At 37.7% G+C, this 26,122-nt stretch carries 20 protein-coding genes; 5 read left to right on the top strand and 15 right to left on the bottom strand.

Features of this window, described 5'->3' with window-relative positions; translation table 11 throughout:
* Positions 1 to 30: 30 nt before the first annotated feature.
* Positions 31 to 606, bottom strand: a complete 576-nt coding sequence (locus EV201_RS05805) for a DUF2284 domain-containing protein (protein ID WP_130306495.1) — start codon at positions 604 to 606, stop codon at positions 31 to 33.
* 818 nt (positions 607 to 1,424) lie between these two features.
* On the opposite strand from EV201_RS05805, the gene EV201_RS05800 reads away from it, so the two are divergent.
* From EV201_RS05800 to cysQ, 3 genes are all read left to right on the top strand, one after another.
* Complete coding sequence (locus tag EV201_RS05800; RefSeq protein ID WP_130306493.1) at positions 1,425 to 3,206, top strand: SLC13 family permease; 1,782 nt, start codon at positions 1,425 to 1,427, stop codon at positions 3,204 to 3,206.
* Between the two features lie 81 nt (positions 3,207 to 3,287).
* The gene (locus EV201_RS05795; RefSeq protein WP_165389600.1) at positions 3,288 to 4,109 is read left to right on the top strand and encodes an energy transducer TonB; all 822 of its coding nucleotides are present in this window, start codon (positions 3,288 to 3,290) and stop codon (positions 4,107 to 4,109) included.
* 3 nt (positions 4,110 to 4,112) lie between these two features.
* The gene (gene cysQ / locus EV201_RS05790; RefSeq protein ID WP_130306489.1) at positions 4,113 to 4,922 is read left to right on the top strand and encodes a 3'(2'),5'-bisphosphate nucleotidase CysQ; all 810 of its coding nucleotides are present in this window, start codon (positions 4,113 to 4,115) and stop codon (positions 4,920 to 4,922) included.
* Positions 4,923 to 4,996: 74 nt separating this feature from the next.
* Here the strand turns inward: cysQ and EV201_RS05785 are convergent, their stop codons facing one another.
* The 4 genes from EV201_RS05785 to EV201_RS05770 all read right to left on the bottom strand — a co-directional run bounded on the left by EV201_RS05785 (position 4,997) and on the right by EV201_RS05770 (position 8,990).
* Positions 4,997 to 6,064 (bottom strand): bifunctional 3-deoxy-7-phosphoheptulonate synthase/chorismate mutase type II, encoded by a 1,068-nt coding sequence (locus tag EV201_RS05785; RefSeq protein ID WP_130306487.1) that lies wholly within the window; start codon positions 6,062 to 6,064, stop codon positions 4,997 to 4,999.
* A gap of 77 nt (positions 6,065 to 6,141) precedes the next feature.
* A complete protein-coding gene (locus EV201_RS05780; RefSeq protein WP_130306485.1) occupies positions 6,142 to 6,984 on the bottom strand; it encodes a prephenate dehydrogenase in 843 nt (280 codons plus the stop codon).
* A 19-nt stretch (positions 6,985 to 7,003) separates the two neighbouring features.
* A complete protein-coding gene (locus tag EV201_RS05775) occupies positions 7,004 to 8,152 on the bottom strand; it encodes a pyridoxal phosphate-dependent aminotransferase (protein WP_130306483.1) in 1,149 nt (382 codons plus the stop codon).
* The gene (locus tag EV201_RS05770; RefSeq protein WP_165389599.1) at positions 8,142 to 8,990 is read right to left on the bottom strand and encodes a prephenate dehydratase; all 849 of its coding nucleotides are present in this window, start codon (positions 8,988 to 8,990) and stop codon (positions 8,142 to 8,144) included. Before EV201_RS05770 ends, EV201_RS05775 begins: the two co-directional genes overlap by 11 nt.
* Before the next feature lie 577 nt (positions 8,991 to 9,567).
* On the opposite strand from EV201_RS05770, the gene EV201_RS05765 reads away from it, so the two are divergent.
* Complete coding sequence (locus EV201_RS05765; RefSeq protein ID WP_130306479.1) at positions 9,568 to 12,630, top strand: ATP-binding cassette domain-containing protein; 3,063 nt, start codon at positions 9,568 to 9,570, stop codon at positions 12,628 to 12,630.
* Positions 12,631 to 12,704: 74 nt separating this feature from the next.
* On the opposite strand, the gene trpA is transcribed toward EV201_RS05765, so the two are convergent.
* From trpA to EV201_RS05715, 10 genes are all read right to left on the bottom strand, one after another.
* Positions 12,705 to 13,454, bottom strand: a complete 750-nt coding sequence (trpA, locus tag EV201_RS05760; protein WP_130306477.1) for a tryptophan synthase subunit alpha — start codon at positions 13,452 to 13,454, stop codon at positions 12,705 to 12,707.
* A 137-nt stretch (positions 13,455 to 13,591) separates the two neighbouring features.
* The gene (trpB, locus tag EV201_RS05755) at positions 13,592 to 14,764 is read right to left on the bottom strand and encodes a tryptophan synthase subunit beta (RefSeq protein WP_130306475.1); all 1,173 of its coding nucleotides are present in this window, start codon (positions 14,762 to 14,764) and stop codon (positions 13,592 to 13,594) included.
* A gap of 18 nt (positions 14,765 to 14,782) precedes the next feature.
* Positions 14,783 to 15,418 carry a phosphoribosylanthranilate isomerase gene (locus EV201_RS05750; protein WP_130306473.1) on the bottom strand — a complete coding sequence of 212 codons (636 nt, stop codon included), beginning with the start codon at positions 15,416 to 15,418 and terminating at the stop codon, positions 14,783 to 14,785.
* Positions 15,409 to 16,215 carry an indole-3-glycerol phosphate synthase TrpC gene (gene trpC / locus EV201_RS05745; RefSeq protein ID WP_130306471.1) on the bottom strand — a complete coding sequence of 269 codons (807 nt, stop codon included), beginning with the start codon at positions 16,213 to 16,215 and terminating at the stop codon, positions 15,409 to 15,411. Before trpC ends, EV201_RS05750 begins: the two co-directional genes overlap by 10 nt.
* Before the next feature lie 9 nt (positions 16,216 to 16,224).
* The gene (trpD, locus tag EV201_RS05740; protein WP_130306469.1) at positions 16,225 to 17,229 is read right to left on the bottom strand and encodes an anthranilate phosphoribosyltransferase; all 1,005 of its coding nucleotides are present in this window, start codon (positions 17,227 to 17,229) and stop codon (positions 16,225 to 16,227) included.
* Between the two features lie 42 nt (positions 17,230 to 17,271).
* A complete protein-coding gene (locus tag EV201_RS05735) occupies positions 17,272 to 17,844 on the bottom strand; it encodes an anthranilate synthase component II (RefSeq protein WP_130306467.1) in 573 nt (190 codons plus the stop codon).
* Between the two features lie 45 nt (positions 17,845 to 17,889).
* Entirely contained in the window at positions 17,890 to 19,296 is a 1,407-nt protein-coding gene (locus tag EV201_RS05730; protein WP_130306465.1) for an anthranilate synthase component I family protein, read from the bottom strand.
* A gap of 307 nt (positions 19,297 to 19,603) precedes the next feature.
* Positions 19,604 to 20,758: a diaminopimelate decarboxylase gene (gene lysA, locus EV201_RS05725; RefSeq protein WP_130306463.1), complete on the bottom strand. Its 1,155-nt coding sequence runs from the start codon at positions 20,756 to 20,758 to the stop codon at positions 19,604 to 19,606.
* Between the two features lie 19 nt (positions 20,759 to 20,777).
* Positions 20,778 to 22,088 carry an aspartate kinase gene (locus tag EV201_RS05720; protein ID WP_130306462.1) on the bottom strand — a complete coding sequence of 437 codons (1,311 nt, stop codon included), beginning with the start codon at positions 22,086 to 22,088 and terminating at the stop codon, positions 20,778 to 20,780.
* A gap of 1,501 nt (positions 22,089 to 23,589) precedes the next feature.
* A complete protein-coding gene (locus tag EV201_RS05715; RefSeq protein ID WP_130306460.1) occupies positions 23,590 to 23,931 on the bottom strand; it encodes an avidin/streptavidin family protein in 342 nt (113 codons plus the stop codon).
* Between the two features lie 280 nt (positions 23,932 to 24,211).
* On the opposite strand from EV201_RS05715, the gene argS reads away from it, so the two are divergent.
* Positions 24,212 to 26,005, top strand: coding sequence for an arginine--tRNA ligase (gene argS / locus EV201_RS05710; protein ID WP_130306458.1), 1,794 nt, complete (start codon positions 24,212 to 24,214; stop codon positions 26,003 to 26,005).
* Positions 26,006 to 26,122: the final 117 nt, after the last annotated feature.

The following is a 26,122-nucleotide window of genomic DNA, read 5'->3' as shown; positions in this document are numbered from 1 at the left end:
AATTTACAAAAAATGCTTAGTTATCTACCTTTAAAATAAAATGGCACCAACAGAGCTGACATGCTTGGGAACCTGACCAGCCTTAGCCCATTCCAGCTGGTGGTTGAATAAGTCTTCCATTATTTTAGTCACATTAAAACCAAAGGCCACTAAATTGTAGCGAATTAAGTGGGGCAGATGACAGGCATCAGCACTGGCGGCTTTGCAAATGGTGCAAATTTCGCACGAGTTGGGACCAATGAAACGCTCGGCTTCAGTTTCAGACTTTCTTAAATTCTGTTGCAATAAATCTTTGGCGAAATTATAAGCGGTCAGTGCGCGTTCATCTGATTCAACAAAGGAAAATTGATCACAATCGGTCTTGTATAAAATCAATCGGATGTGTGTATAATTAGCCGCATAGTCCATAAAGGAGGGGCAGTGTGGCGGACAGGTCCATTTATTGGAATAATTCTCGCAACCTGTTTGACAGTAGGCGTTAAACTCTTCAGGATTTAAATAGGGGAGAATGGCTTCTATTGGCAATTCAATTTCTTTGTTTTCAATCTGAATTTCTTTATCCTGAAACAGGGTTTTTATATGTGGTGTCGCTACGGTTTGCATCATCGATATTTTTTAGGCTGATAAAATTACATTTATTCTCTTAAACTGCATTATTGATCGAGGACAGATTGAAAATGTGTTTGTTGTCTGTAGTAGCCATCATTATATTCCGTCGCTAAAAGCATGATCATCATTCGTAATATCTATCTGTGCGACGGTTGTTAGTAAGGTCAATACCCGAGGTTTCAGTCACTTTGTGACTTTACCCCGGGTTATAGATATTCTAGCCCTTTGGGCCTGTTATTTTTATAGACTTATAAAAATATTTATTGGTTCTTCATCAGAAAATACTGGTTCGTGCGTGCCTTGTCAGCCTGCCGTGAGGCGTGCTCCGATTTTAATTACATAGAGTAAACAAGGATCAGGCTGACTTGATTCTTTTATTCGCGAAGCAAATTTTCAAAATGTGCTCATGAGCCCTTCGGTGTTGTCTACTTTTCTCATCTAAGGAGAAAAGTAGAAGCCTAAGGGCTCGAGTGAAATGATTGAAAACAGAATTCATTCATTTTCAATCATGATGCGTGTATGGATTGTTACTTTTTTGTATCTAAATGTTTGGGATTTTTTTAAGAAAAAAAGGATCTATATTAGATGTTTCCTTAACATCATGGAATGAGTTAATTAGGTTTGTTTGAAAATCTTATGACTAATAGAAGGTCTTAATTATAATGATCTTAAATAAGCATAAGAATAGAGTCTGACAGACTAGTTTTTTCGTATATTCGTATTTTAAAATACTTGTGCGAAGCTGTGTATTCAGCTTTATGCACTTAATTCGTTCATTTGAAGCTTTTAAGAAGCGATACTATAAAATCCACCATATGCTCAGTTTTGATGCCATTGTCGTATCAATTGTTTTAATTTTTATTGTTCTCTCTTTCTATAAGGAATGGGTTGGGCCTGCTTTTACCTTTCTGATTGGCGTTGTCGCATTGGGAATTTTTGGCGTGCTGACACCTTCTGAAATTATGGGTGGTTTTGCTAACGATCAGGTTGTTGTCATCCTCATGCTTTTACTGATTGGTGATATCATTCGCGATTTAGGTATTGTAGAGAATCTTTTTGATAAGGTTTTTCAAAGGGCAAAAACGTACCGCCAATTTATGGGGCGAATGATGCTTTTGGTGGGTGGATTTTCAGCTTTTTTGAATAACACACCTCTGGTTGCTGTCATGATGCCCTATGTGCATTCCTGGAGTAAACGCAACAAAATATCCCCGTCTAAGCTTCTAATACCTCTTTCATACTCAGCTATTCTGGGGGGGTGTATCACCCTAATTGGAACATCAACCAACCTGATTGTAAACGGTATGGTGGTGGATCAGAATATTATCCCGGGTTTAAAATCTCTGGATATGTTTGATTTTGCTTATGTGGGGATTCCCATGATGATTATCGGGTCGATTTACATCTTGTTTGTTGGTAAAAAACTCTTACCCGATAATGCAGATACACTGGATAAATTCTCCGAAAATTCACGTCAGTATATTGTTGAGGCCCATGTTCGTCCGGGATCTGACTTGAATGGAAAAACCATTGGTGAGGCAAATCTGCGTAACCTGCAGGGCTTGTATTTGTTTCAAATTAAGAGGAATGGTTCAAAGATTGCGGCCGTTTCACCTGAATTTATATTGGCCGAAGGGGACTGTCTGTTTTTTGCAGGGGCTACCGAGACCATTGCCGATTTGATTCTTGCAAACAAGGGACTGACTTTGCCAACGGTTGGCATGTTGAGTCATAAAAAACAATTGGAGGTGGTTGAAATTGTGGTTTCGCATAACTCCACTCTGATTTCGAAGACGGTAAAAGAAGCCAATTTCCGAGGGAAGTATGACGCTGCTGTTATTGCCATACACCGCAATGGTGAGCGTATGTCTGGTAAAATTGGTGATGTGAAAGTTCGTGCCGGTGATGTTCTGCTTTTATTGGGTGGCGATGATTTTACGGCAAGAACACAACGCGTTCAGGATTTCTACTTTATATCAAAAGTGAAAGAATTCCGTAAACAGGAAAACTATAAGATTGGGTTGTTATTGGGTGGAACGATTCTGGCTGTGATTCTATCGGCTTGTAATATTGTACCCCTGTTCATGACTTTAATTGTGATGATTATTGTGATTTTGGCTTTGAAAATCACCAACCCTAAAGATATTGCCGCCAGTATCGATTTTAATCTGGCTATGATTATTGCACTTTCGCTGGCTTTTGGCACCGCGATGATCAAATCCGGTCTTGCTGAGATGATTGCCGACTTGCTAATATCCGTATTTTTGCCTTTGGGTAAGGTGGGGATACTTTTCGGGATCTATTTAATAACAACCGTTTTGGCGGCTTATGTCACCAATAAGGCTGCCGTTGCCATTATTTTTCCAATCTCATTGAGTATGGCGCTGCACCTGCATCTCAACCCGGAACCTTTTGTTTTGATTGTGGCTTTTGCTGCGGCTGCCAATTTTATGACACCCATTGGTTACCAAACCAATCTGATGGTTTATGGTCCGGGAAGTTATAAATTTGGCGATTTCTTTAAAATTGGTTTCCCATTGACTATTATTTATATGGTGGTTTGTGTATCTATCTTGTCATACATTTACTTTTATTAGGAATGATCATTTTATGTTTTATTGTGTAAATGTTTTGTTTAATTTTAGACAATATTTATTCACATAATATATTGAATGCAGATGAAATCATCTTTACTATTAATCAGTTTTATCTTTCTATTCCATTTAGGCTATTCTCAGAACGATACCACAATTTATTATAAAGCGAATCAAAAGCCGGCGCTGGGTAAAGAAGATGCCTTAGCTTTTACGAAGATTAAAAAGAAAAGTGAGAATGAGTGTAAATTTCTTTATTTTGGTAAGAAAGGAGAGCGATGGATCAGATCAAAGCACACTAGAATACTTACTGTTGAAAATGATTCGACTATTAAAATATTGAATCAATTCACAAGGAATGAATATTATAAAACGTTTAAGCCAGTAGGTGATTATTTCTATATCAAAGAATATCACAAAAATGGGAATTTGAGAATTGAAGGGCTTTCTAAATCGAATATTTATAATCATTGGGAAGGACAGGTTAAGCGATACTTTACTTCTGGGGAATTAGCTTCGATTAGCAGATACAAGAACAATCAGGTAAGAGGAAATAAGAACTGGCTAAAGAATGGGAAACCATTTATTGACAATATTTACACTAATGTTGATGTGATGCCTCAGTTTCCGGGCGGAGAGCTGGAATTGAAAAAATATCTGACTGCTAATTTAAAATACCCGCAAGAAGCTGTCGAAAAAAGATTTTATGGAGATGTTTATGTTAGTTTTGTTATAGATGAGGATGGATCGGTTGTTGGTACGAATATTAGTAAGTCTTTGAATTCAGATTTTGATCAGGAAGCTTTAAGGGTTGTGTCTGGAATGCCGAAATGGACTGCAGGGAAGTTGGATGGCAAACCTGTGAAGGTCTGTTATACGGTTCCAATCAAATTTAGAATGCATTAAATTATGAATAAAGAATATAGAAAAGAGCTTTTATCAGCAGCCATTGAGGCTTGCATAAAAGCAGGGAAAGAGATATTGGATGTTTATCAGTCGGATGATTTTAATGTGCAATTGAAATCGGATGATAGTCCGTTGACCCTTGCCGATCAGAGAGCACACAATGCGATTGTTTCGGTTTTGAATCAATTTGAGATTCCAATTTTGAGTGAAGAGGGAACACATCTGCCTTACGATGAGCGTAAAAACTGGCAAGCATGTTGGATTGTTGACCCATTGGATGGAACTAAGGAATTTATCAAACGTAACGATGAATTTACGGTGAATGTGGCTTTGGTGATTGATGGGAAAGCGGTTGCTGGTGTGATTTATGTGCCGGTGTATAAGCAACTCTATTTTGCTGATGAGCTCTTGGGTTCATTCCGTTGTGATGGTGTTGAGAATGAAATAAATGTATTGGATAAGTTGATAGCAGAAGCAGCGCAACTACCTCTTGACCAGGATCGATCAACAATTAAAGTGGTTGGTTCCCGATCGCACATGAATGAGGAAACTCGCCTATTCATTGAATCTTTAAAAGACAATGGGAATGAGGTTGATTTGGTGACCAAAGGGAGTTCGCTAAAGCTTTGTTTGATTGCAGAAGGAGCAGCCGATGTGTATCCGCGTTATGCACCAACCATGGAGTGGGATATTGCAGCCGGTCATGCGATTGTTTCAGCAGCGGGTGGATTTGTCAAACAGCTTGATTCGGATAAAGATTTGGAATACAATAAGGCTGATTTACTGAACCCCTGGTTTATTTGTAAACGATAGTAGCACATAAAATACAGAAGCGCCATTCAATTTGATTTTGAATGGCGCGTTTCTTTTTTCATTAGAATCTGAATTTATTTCTTCACATTCATCACTTCAGTTTGGTGAGCTATCGATTCTTCGTGAATCGCTTTGAAAAGCTTACTGATGAATCGTTCACTTAGATTGGTGTCTTTTGACTGAGCCAAATGCTTTTCAAGAATACTTTCCCAACGTCCAGATTGAAGAATGGTCATATTATTGGCTTTTTTGTACTGTCCAATTGCATTGGCTGCTTCCATTCTCTTTTGAAGAATAGCCATAACTTCATTATCGTATTGATCAATTTTATATCTCAAATCTTCAAGCGTATCCAGGGAAATGCCATCCGGATGCTCCACACGTAATTCCAATTTAGTAAGAAGTTGTGTGAGCTGACTTGGCGTAATTTGTTGTTTGGCATCACTCCAGGCCTGATCCGGAGTGGGGTGTGTTTCAATCATCAAACCATCGAAGTTGAGGTCCATGGCTTTTTGTGAAACCGATTGTAAAAGCTCCCGATTGCCACAAATATGACTTGGATCGCAGATAATCGGCATATTTGGCATACGTCTTTTCAGTTCAATTGGAATTTGCCATTGTGGTATGTTTCTGTAAATGCTGTGTTCGTAGCTCGAGAATCCACGATGAATGGCTCCAAGCTGTTTGATGCCTGCTTTTTCCAATCGTTCCAAAGCTCCCATCCACAGTTCGACATCCGGGTTTACCGGGTTCTTAACCAAAACAGGAATATCCACACCCTTTAGAGCATCTGCAATTTCTTGCATGGCAAATGGATTTGCTGATGTACGGGCACCAACCCATAAAATATCCACCCCATATTTAAGCGCTTCGAAAACGTGTTTGACATTGGCAACTTCGGTAGCGGTTTGCATACCTGTTTCCTTCTGTACTGTCTTCAACCATTCCAATCCCTCACTACCAACACCTTCGAAACAGTTTGGACGCGTACGGGGTTTCCAAATACCTGCGCGGAAAATTTGAATCCCTTCTTTTTGTAATAAACGAGCTGAGTTTAGAACCTGCTCTTCGGTTTCGGCACTACATGGGCCTGCTATAACTAATGGTCTTTCAATCTTATTTAAATCTAACTTACTTTTCATCTTTTTCTCTAATTTGGCTGATAGTTAGCAATTTTTCATCACTAATTAAAATATGAGTTAATAATTTACCTGTGGTTTTATTCTCTGAGTGCTCGTTTTATTCGGTTTGCCTTCGAAATCATGTGAATTAAACCCTCACGATCTCTGTTTTCGATAGCCGTTTTAAATTGATTCAAACTGTCGATATAGGTGTTGAGTACCGTTAAAACATTGTTGGCGTTATGGTTGAAAATGGGAGCCCACATTTCAGCATCACTCTTGGCTAATCGGACAGTGGAATCAAAACCGCCACTGGCCAGATCAAAAATGTTTTTCTCATTTTTTTCTTTCTCCAAAACCGTTAAGGCTAAGGCAAAGGAACTGATGTGTGAAATGTGAGACACATAGGCGGCATGCACATCATGATTGAAGCCACTCATGTACAATACACGCATGTTGAGGCATTCGTACATCTGATGAACGACACGTAAACATGTTTCGTCACTGTCTTCAGCATCGCAAAAAATGCTTGCTTTTCCATCGAAAAGACCTGATTTTGCTGCCCAAGGCCCCGAATGTTCAGTTCCCGCCATGGGATGTGTTGCTACAAATTGCTTCCGATTCTGGTGATATTTCACCCGTTCACAAATCTGACTTTTAATGGAGGCCACATCGCATACAACCTGTGTGCTGACCTGATCCAAAACCTTTGGGAGTAACTTGAGTGTCGCATCTCCTGGAATGGACATGATAATCAATTCACTATTTTTAATCAATTCATCCAGGGAAGAGAGTGAATCAACTAAGCCAAATTTTAAGGCCGTTTCAGCATGAAGCTTACTGGCATCGTGGCCCAATATTTGGGATGCAAAACCGCGTTTTCTCAAATCGGTTGCAATCGATCCACCTATTAATCCTAAACCTATTATTCCTATTTTCATTTTTTCCTATTAAACTGTTTTAGCACCTATCGATTGCCTGTTTTATACTTTCCTCTGTGGCACAGAGTGAAAAACGAATGTATTTTTTTCCTTCTTGTCCGAATACGATGCCCGGAGTGGCAAAGACACTTTTCTGATAGAGCAGGTGATCTGAGAACGATTCTCCGGAATCAAATTGATCGGGAATTTTCGCCCAAACGAACATGCCCACGCTGTCTTTTTTGTATTGGCAATTCAGCTTGTCGGCAAGTTTCCAAATCAAATCTCTACGCTTCTGATAACTTTTATTAAGTCCCAGATACCAGCTGGAATCTACGGCTAAAGCTTTGCTTGCTGCAATTTGAATGGGTTTATACATGCCCGAATCGAAATTACTTTTCACTTTTAAAACATGATTGATGTTTTTTTCTGATCCGCAAAGCATTCCAACTCTAAAACCAGCCATATTGTGCGATTTACTCAATGAGTTCATCTCCAAAACGTATTCACTTACACCTTCAACTTGCAATAAACTCTCAGGTTTGTCATTCAATATCAAACTGTAGGGGTTGTCGTTGACAATAAGAATATTCTTCTTTTTAGCCAACTCGACCAACTGATTGAAAACGTCCATATTACCGTTTGCCCCTGTAGGCATATGCGGGTAATTGGTCCAGATCATACGACACGAATCGTCACATAAGCTTTCAATCTCTTCCATATCGGGTAACCAATTATTCTCCTCTTTTAAATGATAAAATTTCAGGTTTATATTTAAAAGTTTTGATGCCGACAGGTAAGCCGGGTAACAAGGATTGGGAACTAAAACCGTATCGCCAGGATTGCAAAAGGCCATCGAAACGTGCATGATGCCTTCTTTTGATCCCATTAGGGGTAAGATTTGTGAAGCCGGGTTTAATTGCACATCGTAAATCGATTTATACCAATGGGCAATGGCTTGACGAAAACTTTCCAAACCTCTGTACGATTGATAATGATTGCTTCCTTTTTGATTGCAGGCATGAACCAATTCCTTTTTCACATCGGGGTGTGGAGGCATGTCCGGACTCCCAATCCCTAGATTGATAATATCAGCGCCAGCCTGTTTAAGTGATTCGACTTCGGCTAATTTTTTAGAAAAATAGTATTCTTCGACCTGAGATAATCTGTTTGCGATTCTAATTGCCATGGTTGTGAATTTTTGAATAAGATTGATTGCCACTTGTATATTCGCCAAGAATATCAAGTTGATCGAGTTTGCTTTTAATTTCAGCTATCATCTTTTGATAATTCTCTTTATGATGAAATAGGACATCCAGATAGAACCGATAGTGCCAGGGTTCACCAACTAAGGGAACCGATTCAATTTTGCTTAAATCAATTTGATGTGCTGCAATAATTGAAAGGATTTCGGCTAAACTACCGGGATGATTATCGAGAGTTAGGGCCATTGAAGCTTTGTTACTCGCTGTTTTTTTCCAGGTATTATCCCGTCTTAAAATCAAAAATCGCGTGTAATTTTTACGGTTCGTTTCAATGTTTTCTGCCAGAACATCCAAATCGTAGTATTCTGCCGCCAAAAGACTCCCAATTGCTCCGACATTATCCAAATTATCTTCAGCAATTTCTTTCATACTTAATGCCGTGTCAACCGATTCTATGAGTTGAATATGTTGGTGTTGTTTAAAGAAATTACGAGATTGGTTGATGGCCATATAGTGAGATCGGACTTCTGATAGGTCCTCTATTCGACAACCCTTTTTTGCAACCAAATTTTGTTTGATACGGAGATATTCTTCACCACAGACAACCAGTTTGTGCTCCTGTATTAAATTTAAATTGGCATGTATGGTCCCGGATATGGTATTTTCTACGGCCATAATGCCAAAGTCACATTCTCCTTTTTTAACTGATTCTGCTAAATCAGAAAAATGAAGTTTGGGTAGAATTTCGATATCATTCCCGAAATAATTTCGAGCTGCGACCTCGTGGAATGCACCTTTTACACCTTGTATTGCTATTTGCATGGACATTGAATTCTAGTGGTTTTATAATTTTGGTTAATAAAAAAGCGTCTCGAGGATTTCCCCGAGACGCTTTGCATACTATTCTGTTATTTTTTTGTTCAGATGATGTCATAAGGTCTCGGATCGCTTCTAAAATAGAAGAACCAGAAATAAAAGAAATAGTTATATGACATTGATGTATTCATCTTTTTGTATTGAATTTTGAGTGAAAAAAAAAGGCTTCGCATTATGCGAAGCCTCAGAATATTGTGTGTAGTATATACATATAAGGTTCCGCTCTATCAGTTGATAAAGTAAAAATAGAACCAGAAATATGAATTTAATACAGTCATGTTGTCTTATTTGATGCGTGCAATGTAGGAGGTATTTTTTTATCTGACAAGAAAAAAATAAAATAATTTCATGGAAACGTTTGCATCATAAGTTTCTATTTAACTTGATAGTTAGGTTTGTATGAAGCCTCTCTTTTTTCTTTAGCTTTGCAAATTCCTAAAGTCCTTTGGTGAGGAATCTCTATTATATTTTTTAAATTAGAGCTCTTGCAAATAAATCAACCTAATCTCCCTAAAAACGAAGAATGAATGAATCTGTTTTAAATGCTCTGATGAAATTGTTTGCCATTATTGTTGATGAGCAAAAACAAGGTTTTGAATTAGCAGCCCGTGATGTTGTGGCTCATTACCTTGAAACCAGGTTCAATAAAGAATGGCAGGAACGTTATTTAAGTGATTTTGACACCTATTTGAAGGCATCCTATTACGATAACGAGAATTTGGATTACATTCAGACCAAGCATAAGCAACTGACTGAAGTTTGTCTGAGTTTGTTGGAGGAGGTGGATCAGGAACAAAAAGTTTGGATCATGCTTCAATTGCTTGAGTTTATTGATGATTCTGAATTTGTAGGAGAAGAAATTCTTGAGTATGTTCACACAGTTGCCATTGCATTTAAAATTTCTGAAGAAGAGTTTGATTACGCCAAACAGTTTATTTTAGGTGACGAATATTCCATCCCATTCAACGATCATATCTTATTGATTGATAGTAATGAGGATTTTAAGGATGAGAAGGTAAAACACATTTACGAACCCAAACTTCGAGGTCGTGTTTTTGTTCTTCGAATAAAGAGTACCAATACATATTTGATCAAGTACTTTGGAGAATATAATCTGTTCCTGAATGGGCATAATATCAAGGTTGACCGAAGTTATATTATCACTTTTGGTTCCGTAATTCGTTCGCCTCGTATCGATCCGATCTATTATTCTCAAGTTGTTTCTGAGTTTATTGAAGGGAAGCATCGTTCACTTATAAATCTTGTTGCAAAGGATATTGAGTTTAAGTTTAAAGGAACTGATAATGGTGTGCATCCCTTTAGTTTTAAAGCACAATCCGGCCAATTGATTGGAATAATGGGGGGCAGTGGAACAGGTAAATCCACTCTTCTTAATGTTTTGAATGGAAACTTACCATTGAATTCTGGAAATATCTGGATCAATGGTTACGATTTGCATAAAGAGAAAGAAAAGCTTGCTGGAATTATTGGTTATGTGCCTCAGGAAGATTTATTGCTTGAAGAGCTTACAGTCGTTGAAAACCTGTATTATAACGCGAAACTGTGTTTCGACAATATTACTGAAACTGCGATCAACGATTTGATTGAGGATACGCTGGAGAAGTTCGATTTGGTTGAGGCCCGCGATCTAAAAGTGGGCGATCCCATCAATAAGATTTTAAGTGGAGGCCAGCGTAAGCGATTGAATATTGCTTTGGAGATGATGCGTCGTCCTTCGGTTCTTTTTGTGGATGAGCCAACTTCAGGTTTGTCGAGTATGGACTCGGAAAAAGTAATGCTTTTATTGAAACGTCAAACTTTGAGAGGACGCTTGGTGATGTGTAATATCCATCAGCCATCCTCAGATATTTTTAAGTTGTTGGATGTTTTGATTATCCTGGACCAGGGGGGACGTGTGATCTATTCAGGAAACCCGGTTGAAGCCATCGTTTATTTTAAAACACAAAGCCATTTTGTGAATGCCGAAGAGAGTGAATGTTTATCATGCGGTAATGTGAGTTCGGAGCAGATTCTCAAAATTATTGAGACAAAAATGATGAACGAATATGGCAGACAGATTCGTAAGCGTAAACGCGATCCTGAGGACTGGTATGCTTTGTATAAGGAAGAAATTGAAAGTAAAAAGAAAATTGCTGCCCCTAAACGAAAGACAAACTTACCCGAGAACTATTTTAAAATTCCCGAACGATTACAACAGCTTAAAATTTACCTGTCTCGTGATATCAACGCGAAATTGAGTAACGTTCAATACATGATGATAACCCTATTGGAAGCCCCCTTATTGGCGGTGATATTGGGTTATTTCACCAAGTATATTAGCGGGACCGAAGATGATCCTACGGCCTATATTTTTGCAAAAAATGAAAATTTACCTTCTTATATTTTTATGGCGGTAGTGGTCGCTCTTTTTCTTGGCTTAATCATTTCAGCTGAGGAGATATTGCACGACAGGCGAATAATCAAACGTGAATCCTTTTTGAATTTGAGTCGTTTGAGTTACATCAATTCCAAAGTTCTTGTTATGCTTGGAATTTCAGCCATTCAGAGTTTCTTTTTTGTGATTATAGCCAATTCGATATTGGAAATAAAAGGGTTGAATTTCGAGTATTGGTTGATGTTGTACACGGTGTCTGCCTGTGCAAATCTTATTGGTTTAAACCTATCTGCGTCATTGAATTCAGTGGTGGCTGTTTATGTTTCCATACCTTTTATTCTGGTTCCTCAACTGTTATTTTCGGGTGTTATTGTGAGTTATAACAAGTTACATCCTAGCATTACAACTCAAAAATATGTGCCAGTTTGTGGCGATTTGATGACCTCAAGATGGGCTTATGAGGCTTTAATGGTTGAACAGTTTAGTCAGAATGAGTTTGAGAAACAATTTTTTGATTTAGAAAAAGAGATGAGTGAAGCCTCTTATAATGCGTCTTTTCTTATTCCTGAATTGTCGCAGCGTTACAAAGCTTACATCCGTCATGCAAAAGCAAAGACTGAAAAGGCGAAGGAGCTGACATTACTTCGGAATGAGTTTTCTAAACTGTCTCGCCTTGAGACCCTCCCTAAAGATATTTCAATCATGAATGCTGACTCCGTAAATCAGTGGTTAGATGATTTACAGCAATTGTCATGGGGCTATTATTCGAGGGCTTCTAATGAGCGGGATAACGTTTACAATAATTTGCTTGAAGAGTATGGTAGTTTTGAAGAGCTGTTTGATTTTAAGCAGAAATATCATAACAATGCGATAGAGAAAGTCGTGCTTAATAAGCGTGAATTGAATAAACTGACTGAATATAAAAATGAACTGGTTCAGCTAAAAGATCCGGTGTTTAAATCTCCTAAGAATAAAATGGGACGTGCCCATTTTTATGCCGCAGAAAAACGTGTTGGCAATTATTTGATAGAGACTTTTTGGTTCAATCTTATATTTATCTGGCTGACAACGGCCTTTTTCTATTTGACTCTATATGCTGATTTTTTCAGAAAATTCTTTGCCTATATAGAGCGATTGTGGTTGAAACTTATGCCACATGGTGATTTTAAAATCCGTTTAAAACGACTGTAGATAAGATGTTGTTTGAGAAATTAAAAAGGCGCAGTTCATTACTGCGCTTTTTTGTTTCTAAATGTCATCCATATTTAGATTAAGCCTCTTATAAATTCTTCTGCTTCATTTTTTTTCAGAGCTTTAACAAAGGCAGTCCCTACAATCGCACCATTGGCAAATTGGCAGGCATATTCGAAACTTTCTTTATTACTGATCCCAAATCCGATAAGGCTGGGTGTCTCAATCGTCTTAATTCGGTCGAAATACGCCTCTTGTTTTTTGTCAATTTTTAGGCTGCCACCTGTCGTTGCCGATGATGAGACCAAATAAAGGAAGCCCTGACTGGCATTGGCTAGGCGTTGTAAGCGATCTTCGTTAGTTTCCGGGCAAGCCAGCAGAACATTATAGATGCCATATTTGTGAAAGTCGGCCTTGTAATGTTCCTCGAATTCTTCCAAAGGCAGATCGGGGATGATAAGTCCATCGATGCCCACTTTTTGACAATCCTGAAGGAAAGACTCGACTCCATAACAGTAAATAGTGTTCCAATAGCCCATCAACAATAGGGGAATGTTGATGGTTTTTCGAATAGAACATAGCTGTTCAAAAAGCAGGCTGAGTTTCATGCCATTGTCCAGGGCTTGCTTCGAGGCGGCTTGTATGGCTGATCCATCTGCCAAAGGATCAGAAAAGGGGATGCCAATTTCCACCATATCCGCGCCATTTTTCTGCAGTAATTCCAGGTTGGATACAGTGTCGTTTAGGTTCGGATATCCGGCAGGAAAATAGATGGATAGGATATCTTGTTTCTTATTTAGGAATAAATTGTCTATTCTGTTCATGGGATAATGAGTTGATTTGATGATGAGATGATGTGGTGGTTACTGAGCGTTGTCGAAGTATAGTTTCTGTGCGAATTCGGAGTATGTTATTTTGTTTTTTCGTTTTAACTCATAATTCTAAATTCATAATTATTAATTTAAAGATGTGCTATATACGTTTCCATATCCTTGTCGCCACGACCAGATACAATCACGACGACGGTATCATCTTTTTTGAATTGTATTTTGTCGAGTGCTGCCAATGCATGTGCCGATTCAAGTGCCGGAATAATACCTTCGTTCAGGGCTAATGTTTTAGCGGCACTTAAGGCTTCACCATCAGTTGCAGCCAAATAGGTCGTACGACCACTCTCAGCCAAATGGGCATGCAAGGGACCCACTCCGGGGTAATCCAAACCTGCTGATATGGAGTAAGGTTCGACAATCTGACCATCATTATCTTGCATAAGCAAGGTTTTACTTCCATGAATAAAGCCTGTGGTTCCAATGGTAATAGTTGCTGCCGTTTCAGATGAATCGATACCTTTTCCAGCCGCTTCAACAGCTACAAGGTTTACTTCGTTCTCATTCAGAAAATGATAGAATGCACCAGCCGCATTACTGCCGCCACCCACACAGGCAATCACATAGTTTGGATTTGGATTATTCTGCTCCTTTTTCAATTGCACTCTGATTTCTTCAGAAATAATAGATTGCAAACGACTGACAATATCGGGGTAGGGATGGGGGCCCACAACCGAACCGATCAGATAAAAGGAGTGTGGATTGGCGATCCAATCGCGAATGGCTTCGTTGGTTGCATCCTTTAGGGTTTGGTTGCCGGAGGTTGCAGGGATAACTTTAGCGCCAAGCATCTTCATTCGTGCGACATTGGGTGCTTGTCTTTCTACATCAAGAGCTCCCATATGCACGACACATTCCAACCCGAAAAGAGCACAAACCGTTGCTGTTGCAACACCATGCTGTCCGGCACCTGTCTCAGCAATAATTCGTTTTTTTCCTAAATGCTTAGCCAACAGAATCTGACCAATTGTATTATTGATTTTGTGTGCACCTGTGTGGTTCAGATCTTCGCGTTTTAAATAAACCTGGGTTTGATATTTGGTAGATAGATTTTTTGCAAAAGTCAATGGGGTCGGTCGTCCTACGTAGTTGTCAAGCAGACGTGCATATTCGTTTTTAAAATCTTTGGATTCTAAAATATCAAGATAAACTGCCTGGAGTTCATCTACATTCTTACGTAATAATTCGGGGATGTACGCGCCTCCAAATTTACCATAGAAGCCTTTATTGTCGATTTGATAATTCATGTTATCTGGTATTGCTGGTTATGAATGCTGTTTTAGTTTTTCGCTGAATGTTTCGATCAATTTGCTGTTCTTTAAGCCCGGTTCATTTTCAAAACCTGAATTAATATCGATGGCCAAAAGTTGAGGGTGAGAAATGTTTTGCACTTGATTTACATCTTCAGGCTTAATTCCGCCACTTAAAAAGAATGGCTTATTCCCTTTGTATTTTTTGAGAAGCGACCAGTCGAATTTTTGACCACTTCCCCCGTAATGTTTAGATGAGGTGTCGAATAGATAATAGTCAACTGCATCCTTATAGGAATCCAGCTGATCAAAATTAAATTCTTCATCCATTTGAAACGCCTTAATGACTCCAAAACCCAGATCCCTCAGATCTTTGCAGTAGTCAGGTGTTTCATCGCCATGACATTGAATGTAGTCGAAACCGTATTCGTAGTCTTTTAGTGTCCATAAAACATCCTCTGATCGTTCGTTAACAAAAACAGCTACTTTTTTAATGTGACTGGGAATTTCATTTATAATGTTTTTGTTTAGGCTATTACTAACAAAGCGCTTCGATCGTTTAAAGAATATAAAGCCCATAAAGTCGACATCAAGCGTTGAAATTTGTTCTATATTTTCAGGACTTCTTAGTCCACAAACTTTTATTTGCATGATTTATCTTTTTTACTGATTTGCATGATTAAATCGGAACAGGCTTGTCCCGGATGCTCATGTTTCATAAAATACTCGCCAATGAGAAAAGCCTGAAAGCCATTCGTCTTCAGGAATTGAATGTCTTCAGTTCCTGAGATGCCGCTTTCAGCCACTTTTATAAAACTGTCGGGGATTTGCTCAGATAATTTGATCGAATGATTAAGATCTACTGAGAAATCTTTCAGGTTGCGATTGTTGATACCAACCAAATCAATATGCGAATTGATATGATTTAACTCTGATTCATCATGAATTTCAAGAAGCACCTCCATGCCTAGTTCTTTTGCCAATTGACTCATTGTCTTAACTTCATCGATAGTGAGAATTGCAGCGATCAATAAAATAAGATCAGCGCCCATGGCTTTGCTCTGGTAAACCTGATAGGGATGAACCAGAAAATCTTTTCGCAGAAGCGGTATGCTTAAGCAAGCCCTTGCATTTTCAAAATCGGAATCTTTTGCCCCAAAGAAATATTTATCCGTTAAAACAGAAATCACAGAAGCATTTGCTTGTTGATAGGATTCAAGTACAGGTTTGATATTTGCATTGGGATTAATGGGGCCTTTCTTTGGCGATTGTCTTTTAAATTCAGCGATAATTCCCGAGGCTTTTTCTTTGTTAATGGCTGATTTTGCGGAATAACAGGCTCGTTGAAAGTGTTTTTGCTGTTTCAAGTCAGCAATGCTGTATTGTGATTGCAAAAACTCAACTTCCTTGTGTTTTTGCTCAACTATAGTTTGTAGAATGTCGTGCATGATTCTTATTTATAAATATTGAACTTCCGTTTTTAAGAGTCTTTTGAGCGATGCCAGCGCTTTCCCTGATTCAAGAGAAACTCTGGCTCTATCCATCGCGTCATCTCTTGATAGTTCTGGGTGCATGCAATGGATGGCAATACCTGCATTTGCAATACAAACAGTGTTTTGAGCTTCACTACCTTTGCCTTTAAGGATATTCACGAAGAGTTTGGCAGCTTCCTCAACTGATTGTCCACCATATAATTCTTGGGGAGTTAGGGTTTTAAAGCCTAAATCATGTGGGCTGAGAATCTCTTCTCGCTTATTCGAAATAAGTTTGACTTTATCGGTGAGAGCAATTTCATCGTAACCATCAATATTGTGTATTATGGTGTAATTGGAATTTGTTTCTTGCAAAAGATATTGATACAGACGAGCCAATTCCAAATCGTAAACCCCAACAATTTGGTTCTTAGGTTGGGCTGGATTCACCAAAGGGCCGAGCATATTGAAAAAAGTCCGAATGCCTAAATCTTTTCTGATAGATGCTACGTTTTTCATTGCTGGGTTAAAGCGAGGCGCGTGCAAAAAGCAGATGCCGGAGCGTTCCAAATCCGTTTTTAATTCCTCTTCGGTGTTTTTGAATTCGTAGCCTAAGTATTCGATTACATTGGATGATCCACAAAAAGAAGAGACACTATAGTTCCCGTGTTTACAAACCATCTCACCTGCACCAGCTACAATAAATGAGGCTAAGGTTGAGATGTTAAAGGTGTTTTTTGTGTCGCCACCCGTTCCGCAAAGGTCAATACAATTGTAATCGGATAGATCTACAGGGATTGCCATTTTTAGTAAAGCATTTCTAAAGCCAGTGAGTTCTTCAACTGTAATGCTTCTCATTTGAAATACAGTTAGAAAAGCAATGATTTGGGCTTCATTGTATTTTCCTTTTGTTATGTGTATGAGCACCTCTTCAGCTTCTTGCTTCGTGAGGGTTTTATATTTGAACAAATAATGTAATAAGTTTTTCATTTTGATTTTATTTTAATGGTGACTGGATGAATTGTATTTTGATTAATCATCTTTCAACCAATTCATAATCATCTGAAGACCTTGAGGCGTTAAAATCGATTCGGGATGGAATTGGATGCCTTCGACATCGAATTGTTTATGGCGCAAGCCCATTATCATCCCTTCATCATCGGTGCAAGTTATTTCTAAACAATCGGGTAATCCCCGTTTTGATACATTCCATGAATGATATCGCCCGGCTTTAAATTTGTTTGGAATCCCATTTAGAATTTTGGATTTGTTGCTGCACCGAATCATGTCTGATGCTAGTCCGTGGTATACTTTGGCTGGATTTTCGAGTTTGGCTCCAAAAATTTCTGCAATGGCTTGATGGCCTAAGCAAATGCCGAGTATCGATTTTGTTGGAGCATATTTTTTAATTAAATCTTTCAGAATACCGGCTTCGTCTGGTATACCGGGACCTGGTGAAAGCAAAATCTTTTCGTATGGTTCGATTTCACTCAATTCAATTTCTTTATTCCGACGGATATCGATTTCACCAGGATTTAATTGGCGTAAATATTCAACCAAATTGTAGGTGAATGAATCGTAATTATCTAAGACTAATATTTTCATGATGTTGTTTTTGGGGTTACTGAGCGTTGTCGATGTGTGACGTGTTTATTTACCAATACTTTCTGCAATTTTTAATGCTTTTCTTAGGGCTGCCAATTTATTATCGACTTCATTCAGCTCGCTTTCAGCTTTCGATTTTTCGACAATTCCGGCACCTGCTTGATAATACAGCGTGTTGTCTTTGCTAAGGAAAGTCCGAATCATAATAGCCTGATTGACTTCACCATTGAAACCAATAGAACCAATACAGCCTCCATAAAAACCTCGTTGGGTAGGTTCGTACTTATCAATCAATTCCATGGCTTTGTATTTGGGGGCACCAGAGAGCGTTCCGGCAGGAAATGTGTTGCCTATCAAGTCGAAGGTGTTGTAATCTTGGGGTAATTCACCTGAAACCTTTGAAACCAAATGAATGACGTGTGAGTAGAATTGAACCTCACGAAAGGTTTCAATCTTGATGTTGGATGCATTTCGACTCAAATCATTTCTGGCCAGGTCGACCAACATGACATGCTCGCTTTGCTCTTTTTCATCGGCTTCCAACTGCTTGGCTAGTTCAATATCCTGCAAAGCATCTCCCGATCTACGGAATGTACCCGCAATTGGATGGATATAAGCTTTGTTATTTTTCACTTCGATTTGAGCCTCAGGCGAGGAGCCCATAATGCGGAAGGATCCACAATCGAAATAGAATAGATAGGGCGATGGATTAACCGAGCGTAAAGCCCTGTACAGATTAAAATCATCACCTTGATAGCTTTGTGAAAATGAACGAGAAAGTACGATTTGGAAAACATCACCTCGTTGACAATGCTTAATCCCTTTTTCAACCATGCCCAGATAATCCTGATCGCTCATGTTCGATTTTTCCTTTTCTTCTTTCAAGCTGAATTTGAAGCTTGGAATATTGTGATTTCTTAATAAATCTTCAATCTCTTTGATTCTGGAATTTTCACCATTTTGTGTCAGCTCAACAATTGAAAGCGTGTTGTTAAAATGATTCACTTCGATTATAAATCGATAAAGAGAGTAGGAGAGCTGAGGTATTTCGACTCCCGATTTCTTCGCAAAGTTTAAACTTTCAAATGCCGGAACGGCATCAAAAGAGGTGTAGCCAAAAAGAGCGTTTGCCTTATTTATTTCAGCTTTATCTTCCAAATCGAATTGCTTAACAAATGCCTCAAGTTGATCCGCAACAAATCCAATCGGTCGATTATTGATGCATGTTTCCTTTCTTTCAGACCCTATAGTTTCAATTAGGACATTGTTTTTCAAACTGATATTGACAATGGGTTCAAGCGCAATAAAGGAGCTGGCATTTTCAGGGCTATGATAATCGGAACTTTCCAGAAGAATGCTTTGAGGAAACCGATCGCGGAGTTTTAGGTAGATACTTACCGGAGTAATAAGATCAGCTAACATTTCTTTTTTATGGTGTTTAAATTGAATCATGGTTTTTAAATTTTGGGATAAAAAAAAGCGACCTACTGAGAAATCAGTAGGTCGCTTTATGTGCAGTTATTATCTTTTTAGAAGCTTAAATTTTGCATATAGGGCGGACGTTTCTGCTCAGGGTATTTGAGAGATTAGTATTGTGCCACCACCAAAATTTGCAAACTGAAGCGTTCATGGTTTATCTTGTTTTATTTTGACAAATGTATCAAATTAAAAATTTAATATCCAAATCCGGAAGATTGATTTTTAGATTTCAATCGTTCCAGTTTGTTTGTAGTCTTCAGATAATGAGATTGTTTGAAATTTACATATCGTCAGAAAAAAATGATTTTGCAGTCTGTCTAAGGTTGTAATTCGAAGCCATAACCTCGCCATAGGCACCTGCAGAGCGAATGGCAATCAAATCATTTCGTTTGGTTTTGGGAAGAGAAACTGCTTTGCCAAAACAATCCGAAGATTCACAAATTGGTCCTACCACATCATAGTTTTCATGTTCGTCTGTTGAACTTAAATTTTCGATTTTATGAAAGGCTTGGTAAAGGGCTGGACGCAATAGCTCTGTCATACCTGCATCAAGAATTGCAAAATTGGTATTGATTCCATTTTTCACATATAAAACACGTGATATTAAACTGCCGCATTGACCAACGATTGATCGTCCCAATTCAAAATGAACGTTCTGATTGGCTTTTAAATTCAGAAATTCATTGAAAATGGCAAAGTAGTTTTTGAAATCAGGAATCGGTTCTTCATCAGGTTTGTGATAGTTGATACCAAATCCTCCTCCAACATTAATATGATCAACAATAATTTGATGTTCGAGAAACCAGTTTTGAATTTCATTAATACGTAAACATAAGCTTTTAAAAACACTTAAATCGACAATTTGAGATCCGATATGAAAATGTAAACCAATTAGTTGAATATTTTTAAGTTCGTTTAATAATTCCAGAATCTGATCAAATTCCCAGGGGTTTATTCCGAATTTATTTTCGGCTATGCCCGTTGTGATGTAATGGTGTGTATTGGCATTAACATTTGGGTTAATTCGTAAAGCAATTTTAGCAACCTTATTTTTCGATTTTGCAATCTCATTGATGACTTCAATTTCAGGAATCGATTCACAATTGAAACAGAAAATATTGGCTTCAAGAGCCATCTCAATTTCCTTGTCAGATTTGCCAACCCCAGCATAAACAATCTGATCTGTGGGGAATTTGTTTTCAATAGAACGCTTAATCTCATTGCCACTGACACAATCAGCTCCAAAACCGTAAGCTTGAATCAATGACAGGATTTTAGGGTTCGCATTCGCTTTGATCGCGTAGTGAATATGGTAATTGTATCGTGCAGCTTCTTCCTTTATTTTAGCTAAACTCGCTTTTAGAAGATCCAGATCATAGTAATAAAAAGGTGTCTCCTGAGCGTTGAGATACTTATATGTTGATGAATTAATCATACCTGTACAGTTTGAGATCTTAATTAAAAAGTTTGTTTAATGCTTGCAAGGCCTCTATCTTGTTTTCCTGATCAACTAATACAGAAATGTTGTGATTGCTTCCACCGTATGAAATCATCCTTAATGGGATTTCTTCTAATGCCTCAAGCACCAATTTGGCAGAGCCGGCTGCTTCAGATATGAAATCGCCAACGATGCAGATGATCGATTGATTTTCATCGATTTCAACCATGCCAAATTTTCTTAGCTCTTTCTCTATTTCTTCAAGATTACGGGTATCGTCTATAGTCAGCGAAACGGCAACTTCTGAAGTTGTTATCATATCAATAGGCGTTTTGTAGATCTCAAAAACTTCGAAGACTTTTCGAAGAAACCCATAGGCCAAAAGCATACGACCAGACTTAATTTTAATGGCTGTAATACCGTCCTTTGCTGCGACTGCTTTAATGCGCTTTCGCTCGAGTTTATTTGAAATCAGCGTGCCTTCTTCTGAAGGATTTAATGTGTTTTTTAAGCGAACCGGGATCGAACTTAATTTACAAGGTAAGACACTTGCCGGGTGCATAATTTTAGCTCCGAAATAGGCGAGCTCTGCAGCTTCATCAAACGACAATTCATTTATGGCTTTGGTATTCTCAACAAAACGAGGATCGTTATTGTGGAAACCATCAATATCTGTCCAAATCTGTACTTCAGAAGCTGAAACGGCAACTCCAATAAGTGATGCTGAATAGTCGCTACCTCCTCGGTGTAAATTGTCAACTTCACCATAGGCATTTCGGCAAATATAACCTTGGGTGATAAAGAGATTGTTGTCAGGGTATTGACTAATTTCTCTTTTAAGATTTTCCTGAATATAATAGCTATCAGGTTCACCATCTTTATCTATTCTCATGAAGTTTAGTGCCGGAAGCAATACGGAATCAATATTGTTTTCGGCAAGATGGTAGTGGAACATAGCCGTTGAAATAAGCTCACCTTGAGCCAAAACCGCTTTTTCCTGAAGCTGAGTAAAGGTTTTGTGCACAAAGTTTCTAATGTATACAAAGTGAGATTGTATTAATTCCACTCCTTGGGTTAAGTATTCCGAACTGGTATAAAGTTCTTCTATTCGTTTGAAATAGCTAAGTTCCAGCTCTTCAATTTTAATTAATGCGTTCTCATTATCACCCTTATAAAGTAACTCTGTGATTTCAACGAGGGCATTTGTAGTTCCTGCCATGGCTGACAGGACTACAATGCATGGTTCTTCGTTCTGAACAATTTGGGCAAGATTCTGAATGCGTTGCGCCGAACCTACGGAGGTGCCACCAAATTTTAGGATTTTCATGGTTTTTGTTTGGTAATAGTTAGATGAATTTAATTTTAAGGCTGGTTTATTTATGGTTTCCTTAAAATCAAACTTAATTTTCAAGATGCAAACACAAAAAAAGCCTGCAGAATATCTGTAGGCTTTTTATCTTTTTGAAAGCTTCACATTATTCTACGTCGAATGAAACACAATAGTGTTTATTGCGTTTTATCTGTTTATATATAAATGAAAAATTAGCGTTCATATGTTTTAATCTTATGGCTGCAAAGATGAGAAAAATTAGATAAGTAAAAAATATTTTCACAATTAATTTTAAATTTCACCATTGTGTTAATATTTAAACATTCAGTTTAGGGAGAGCTAAATTATTTTTAGCTTAAGATTCGATTTTATTTAAAACGAAAAAAACTCAGGTCCCCACCTGAGTTTTTCTTACTAACCTAAATCTAATCTATGAAAAAATTGACAGGCTCTTTTGGAATAAGCCTGAAACTAACTTTGGATTGTTAGTTCGTTTCAACACTACAAACGTAGGGCTTTCTTTAGTTAATGGGAGTCAACGCAAGTTAAAGAACGTTAAGCTTTTATTTTTTATTGATGTTAAGATTGAAAAGAAGTGTGTTTTCCGGTCTAAAATAATCCTGTTGATTAAAAGATGTAGAGAGTGCGAATGGGATAAACGAAAAAAAACTCAGGTCCCCACCTGAGTTTTTTCTTACTAACCTAAATCTAATCTATGAAAAAATTGACTAAGCTTGTTTTGGATTAAAGCTTAGAACTAACTTTGGATTGTTAGTTTGTTTCAACACTACAAACATAGCGCTTTCTTTAGTTAATGGGAGTCAACACAAGTTAAAGAACGTTAAGCACTAAATTTATAGGTGTTTTGAGCGATAATATCGTGTTTTAGAAAACTCATTTATGGCTGTAGGCTGGAATGATATATAAATGGAATAGGGGGAAATGAAAAAACTCAGGTCCCCACCTGAGTTTTCTTACTAACCTAAATCTAACCTATGAAAAACTGCTAAGCTTTATGGAGTAGAGCTTAGCCTAATTATGAAAAAATTAGTTGTGTTTCTACATTGCAAACATAGAGCTTTCTTTAGTTAATGGGAGTCAATACAAGTTAAAGAAAGTTAAGGGTTCCTTTTTTTGAATAGAATAACGCATTCAGGAAATACAAGTGAAATCGTATGAGTAGAGCTCTAAAATGAGACTACTATAAACGAAAAAAACTCAGGTCCCCACCTGAGTTTTTCTTACTAACCTAAATCTAACCTATGAAAACGACTAAACTCATGTGATTCAGAGTCTAGAATTGATCTTGAGAAATCAATTTTGTTTTACTATTACAAACATACGGCTTAAATTAATTTTGTAAAAAAAAACTAAGTTAAAGAAGGTTAAAACGGTGTGAATTAAATGAATAATAATTCTATTCGTTCCTTCGAATGCCTGTAAATATTAGGATAGTTGACAAATTCTGAGACACGATAAATTCGACTAATTTTAGGGATTAGGGTTTTCTAAAAGTCCCGACACCTGTAATAATTGCTTTAGCCATTTTTTCTTCATCGCTACCATCTGATTGCGAAAGGTGATACATAGAATGGATAACCACACCAATATCGTCCACTTCAACTCGTCCTGTCCAACAGGCAAGAGAGCCGTAGTGTCCGAAATCAACCATAAAAGCAATGACATTATCTTTTACGCGTCCAATAACTTCGAATTTTTCTTCAAAATTTGGAAGTCCGATTCCTGTTTGGAATGTTCCGGTGATGTCCTGACCATCAATTTTTAAATTCATTTCTGAATTGTACTGATTGCGCCAACGACCGTTTAAATTTATGTTCATAGGGCAGGGGTTTTATATTTGAAACATGTATTTTGAAAGTCATGTCTCTGTAATGTTAGACTTATTTGAATGAATATAATTGAAATATGTCATTTTTACAAGATTTCTGGAGATTGAAAATATGTTTTTTTGGAATTCATGTTATCTTTGCAAATTCGAGTATGAGGGATGATCTGCAAAATAAGATATTGGAGCACTCAAATTCGAACATTTTTAATTTCATCTGGTGGAATAAGTTAGGCTTTTAGTTCTAGTTGTTCCCCGAACAAAGAATTTCCAAATGAGTATTGAAAGTATTATTAAAGGTAAAGTAGTAGAGGCCATAAGTGCGTGCTATGGTCAGAAAGTTGAAGAGGATAGTGTTCAAATTCAAAAGACCCGACGCGAGTTTGAGGGAGATTTAACGGTTGTTGTTTTCCCATTTTTGCGCTTTTCTAAGAAATCACCTGAAGAAACTGCTAACGATCTTGGAAATTTTTTACAAGAAAATGTCGAAGCCATTCCTTCATTTAATATTGTAAAAGGATTCCTGAATTTGGTTATCGATAATTCGTACTGGCTTTCAGTTTTGAACGAAGCTGTTAAAATTGAAAACTACGGTTTTACTCCAATGACTGAAGGTGCAAAGAAAGTGATGATTGAGTATTCGTCACCTAATACCAATAAGCCATTACATTTGGGACATATCAGAAATAACTTATTAGGTTATTCGGTTGCTCAAATTTTAAAAGCGAATGGTTATGAAGTTATCAAAGTAAATTTGGTAAACGATAGAGGTATTCATATCTGTAAGTCGATGTTAGCCTGGTTACGCTTTGGTGAAGGAGAAACTCCGGAATCAACAGGCATAAAAGGCGATCATCTGGTTGGAAAATACTACGTAAAGTTCGATCAGGAATATAAGAAAGAGGTTGAAGCTCTAGTTGCTGGTGGGATGGATGCTGACGAAGCGAAGAAAAAAGCACCGCTTTTACTAGAGGCTCAGGATATGCTTGTGAAGTGGGAAGCTGGTGATGAAGAAACAGTTGCTTTATGGCGTAAAATGAACGATTGGGTATTAGCTGGTTTCGATATCACTTACAAAACAATGGGGGTTGATTTCGATAAGGTTTATTTCGAATCGGATACATACAAGCAAGGTAAAGCGATCGTGATGCGAGGTTTGGATGAAGGGGTCTTGTATCAGAAAGAAACAGGATCAGTTTGGGCCAACCTGGAAGAGGATGGCTTGGATCACAAACTATTGCTTCGTGATGATGGCACTTCAGTTTATATGACTCAGGATATCGGAACGGCATATGAGCGTTTTAATGAATTCCATATTGATGAGCATATTTATGTGGTAGGAAATGAGCAAAATTATCATTTCCAGGTTCTTTCTCTAATCATGGGAAAATTAGGATACGAATGGAGCGATAAAATTAAGCACTTATCGTATGGAATGGTTGAATTGCCTGAAGGTAAAATGAAATCACGTGAAGGAACCGTTGTTGATGCTGATGATTTGATGAAGGAGATGGTGAATACCGCTCGTGAAACCTCAGAAGAATTGGGTAAACTTTCAGGTTATTCGAAAGAAGAAGCTGAGGATGTTTATTATAAGGTAGCGATGGGTGCTTTGAAATATTTTATTCTGAAGGTTGATCCTAAAAAGAATATGATGTTTAATCCAAAGGATTCTATCGATTTCAACGGTAATACAGGACCATTTATTCAATATACTTATACTCGTATTCAGTCAGTATTGCGTAAGGCTGCTGAGGGTGGTATTGAGATTCCTGAATTAGCTAAGGAAAATTTGGATATTTCTGAAAAAGAGTCATTCTTAATTCAGTTAATGGCCAATTACCCTAACGTAGTGAAAGATGCTGGTCGCGATACAAGTCCAGCTTTAATCTCGAATTACGTATACGATTTAGCTAAGGAGTACAACCAATTCTATCATGACTTCCCTATGAATAAAGAGGAAGACATAGATTTAAGAAATTTCCGTTTTATTTTGTCTAAGCAAGTGGCAGAAATTATTAAATCGGGTATGAGTTTATTGGGGGTTAGCTTGCCAGAAAGAATGTAATAAATAAATGGAATTGGTTTACCAACTGATTCCATTATTAATAAATATAAGAATGAGTCTTGATTCTTTATGCCAAGGCTCATTGAGGTTTTAACTTATTCAAATGAATCAAAAATA

It is taken from the genome of Ancylomarina subtilis (assembly GCF_004217115.1).
Lineage (GTDB): Bacteria > Bacteroidota > Bacteroidia > Bacteroidales > Marinifilaceae > Ancylomarina > Ancylomarina subtilis.
Note: the sequence above shows the minus strand (reverse complement) of the source record. Positions and strands in the feature narration are given on the sequence as shown.